Source organism: Cellulomonas septica (genome assembly GCF_012396155.1).
Lineage (GTDB): Bacteria > Actinomycetota > Actinomycetes > Actinomycetales > Cellulomonadaceae > Cellulomonas > Cellulomonas septica.
Genome location: NZ_JAAXOY010000472.1, coordinates 1 through 2,924 on the forward strand (window position 1 = coordinate 1; position 2,924 = coordinate 2,924).

A 2,924-nucleotide genomic window follows, 5' to 3' on the forward strand; every position below is an offset into this window, starting at 1 on the left:
CCGAGCTCCTGGCCCGCGCGGGCCGCCCCGCCGCCGCCGCGGCCGCCTACCGCCACGCCCTCACCCTGGTCACCAGCCCGACGGAACGCCGCCACCTCGAGTCGCGCCTCGCCGAGGTCACCTCCCCCTGAGCACGACCGGCGTCCGCCACCAGGCGTCTCCCCCGAAAAGGGAGGCGGTGAGGGCGTCGAGCCGGTTCCGGGCCCGACCCTCACGCAGCGTGCAGGTACTCGGCGAGCGCCGTGGGCAGATCCGTCACGCCCGGCATCGTGATGCGGGCGTACTCCCCGAAGGCGTCGGCGAGGTCCGTCGCGACCACCGAGGGCCGCGCGTCTTGACCTCGACCCAGCACGCGCCGTCGTCGACGTACGTGCGGGTGCGGACCTTGAACCGCCCGCGACGGCGGCGTGCGGCGCCGAGGTAGCTCGTGAGGGCGGGGGTGTCGAAGTACACCGACCGGTAGGCGGAGGCGCGGCGGCCGTCGATCTCGAGCACGCGGGTCGCGGGGTCGAGCCCGTCGAGCAGCGCGTCGAGCGCGGTGACGGGGAGGACGTACTTGCGGTCGACACGCGTCTGGAGGGCGGCGTCGGTGAGCAGCTCGTCGAGGGTCACCGGGGCGAGGCGGCGCAGGGTGTCGACGGTCATCGCTGCGCCACCGCCCAGCGGTCGGTCGCGTCGGCGGACGGCGGCGCGAGGTGGTCGTCGTCGTGCAGGCCGACCGGACGGTGCTCGGCTGCGGCCGTGGGGCCGCGGTGCACCTCGGACGTCGGGTGCGTGCTGCCGCGCGGGTCCGCGTCGTAGCGCACGTCGACCCAGGTCGTGTCGTTGACGAGGTCGAGCCGCTGGACCGAGACGCGGCGCACGCGGCCGCCCAGCAGCTGCTCGAGGTGCGCGGCGAGCGCGGTCTCGTCGGCGATCGCGCGGTCGACCACGACGGTCTGCTGCCGGTAGCGGCTGAGCAGGCGCGGGCTGTCGGCGATCGCGAGGACCAGCACGACGACCGCCATGAGCGCGATCCCGACGGGCGCTGCGGCGAGCCCGCCGATGAGGCCGAGGGCCAGCGACGCGAAGTAGTAGGCGACCTCGGTCTGGCTGAGCTCGGCGGACCGGAGCCGGATGATCGACAGGACGCCGAACAGTCCCAGGCCCAGGCCGGCGCCGACCGTGCTGCTCGCGAGCGTCGCCGCGACGGCCAGCACCCCGACGTTGACGCCGAGGTAGGCGACCGCGAGGTCGCGGCGGCGGTGCCGGGGCAGGTAGAGGGCGAACGTGAGGACGAGGACCGCGACGAGGTCGGCGGCGTGCAGGACGGTGAGGGACATGCGGTGGCTCCTGACTGGTCGGGCGTGGTGACCAGTCAGCCGTGGCCCGCTGGGCGCACGCTGTGCGACGGCTGAGGCCGGGGTCAGCGTCCGTCGAGACCCCGGCCTCCGTGCCGCGCGACCGGGCCGGTCAGGCGGCGGCGCCCGCGCGTGCCCGACGCCCGCCCGGGACGGCGTCCGTGTCCTGCGACACGGCGATCGACCGGCGTGCGAGGTCGTCGCGCTCGACCGCGTCGGCGAGCACGCGCCCGACCTGCCCGCGCGAGACCTTCATGCCGCGCACGTCGCCGTTGGTCGTCGTGAACGCGGGGTACGGGACGTCGTCGTCGGACAGGTAGACGGGCTGCACCTCGACCCAGTCGAGCTCGGTCGCGCGCAGCTCGGCGGACGTGCGCTCCTCGTCGGCGATCTGCGGTGCGATGAGCAGCGCGAAGAACAGCTTCGCGGAGAACGGCAGCCGGTCGCGCGTCGTGCCGACGCCGTACGACGACTGCACGACGACCCGGCGCACGCCGTGCCGGCGCATCGACGCGACGACGTTCCGCGTGCCGCGCGAGCGGACGTCGATGGGGGTGCCGGCCGGGCCGCGCAGGCGCACCCGGAGCGGGTTCTCGCTGATGCCGAGCGTGACGACGACGGCGTCCTGGCCGGCGACGAGCGCGTCGACCGTCGCGGCGTCGGTCGCGTCGCCGTCGACGCCGCGGACGTGCGGCCCGCTGAGCGCGGCGGCGTGGCGGGACAGGGCGGTGACCTCGTGGCCACGACGGACGAGCTCGGCGACCGCGGCGCGGCCGGACCCTCCGGTGGCTCCGACGACCAGGACCTTCATGGTGGGCTCCTTCGGTGGGGGAGCGGCGGGTGCTGCTCCGTGGTGCTCCCAGCACACCGCGCCGCGCCCTGGACGGTCTATGCTCGTGAGTCGCCGGAACATGACAGATCGTCCAGCGCTGGAGGTGCCCGATGACCGTGCTCGCCCCCGAGGTCCCGTGGGGCTCCGTCGACCCGGTCGGCGAGGCCCTGCACCGGCTGCGGGTCACCGGCTTCTTCTACTGCCACACCGAGGCCACCGGCCCGTGGGCCGTCGACATGCCCGCGTTCGGCGAGTGCGTGAGCTTCCACGTCGTCGCCGAGGGCGAGTGCTGGGTCGAGGTCGACGGCGTCCCGCCCGTCCGGCTGCGGGCGGGGGACCTCGCGCTCGTGCCGCACGGCCGCGGGCACGTCCTGCGCAGCGCGCCCGGGGTGCCGTCGATGGGCCGCGTCGACGAGCTCCCGCAGGACTACGTGAGCGACCACTACTCGGTGCTGCGGTACGACGGCGGCGGGTCGCGCACCGACCTGGTGTGCGGCGTGCTGTCCGTGGACGGCCCGGCGTCGCGTCTGCTCCTCGAGCTGCTGCCGCCGGTCGTGCACGTGCCCGCGGACGACGGCGCCGCGCCGTGGATCGCCGGCACGCTCGGTCTCATGGCCGACGAGCTCACGCGGACCCGGCCCGGCGGTGAGGCCGTCACGACCCGGCTCGCCGACATCCTGGTCATCCAGGCGATCCGCGCGTGGGTCGACGCGCAGTCCGCGACGACGGGCTGGCTCGGCGCGCTGCGCGAC

At 75.4% G+C, this 2,924-nt stretch carries 4 protein-coding genes; 1 reads left to right on the plus strand and 3 read right to left on the minus strand.

Going from position 1 to position 2,924, the window contains the following annotated elements:
- Window positions 1–255: 255 nt before the first annotated feature.
- The 3 genes from HGA02_RS15230 to HGA02_RS15240 all read right to left on the minus strand — a co-directional run bounded on the left by HGA02_RS15230 (window position 256) and on the right by HGA02_RS15240 (window position 2,151).
- Window positions 256–645, minus strand: a complete 390-nt coding sequence (locus HGA02_RS15230; RefSeq protein WP_168679878.1) for a VTC domain-containing protein — start codon at window positions 643–645, stop codon at window positions 256–258.
- Complete coding sequence (locus HGA02_RS15235; protein WP_168679880.1) at window positions 642–1,322, minus strand: DUF4956 domain-containing protein; 681 nt, start codon at window positions 1,320–1,322, stop codon at window positions 642–644. Before HGA02_RS15235 ends, HGA02_RS15230 begins: the two co-directional genes overlap by 4 nt.
- 130 nt (window positions 1,323–1,452) lie before the next feature.
- A complete protein-coding gene (locus tag HGA02_RS15240) occupies window positions 1,453–2,151 on the minus strand; it encodes an NAD(P)-dependent oxidoreductase (RefSeq protein WP_168679882.1) in 699 nt (232 codons plus the stop codon).
- 131 nt (window positions 2,152–2,282) lie between these two features.
- Here HGA02_RS15240 and HGA02_RS15245 point away from each other — a divergent pair.
- A partial coding sequence (locus HGA02_RS15245) for a cupin domain-containing protein (protein ID WP_168679885.1) occupies window positions 2,283–2,924 on the plus strand: 642 nt, incomplete at its 3' end.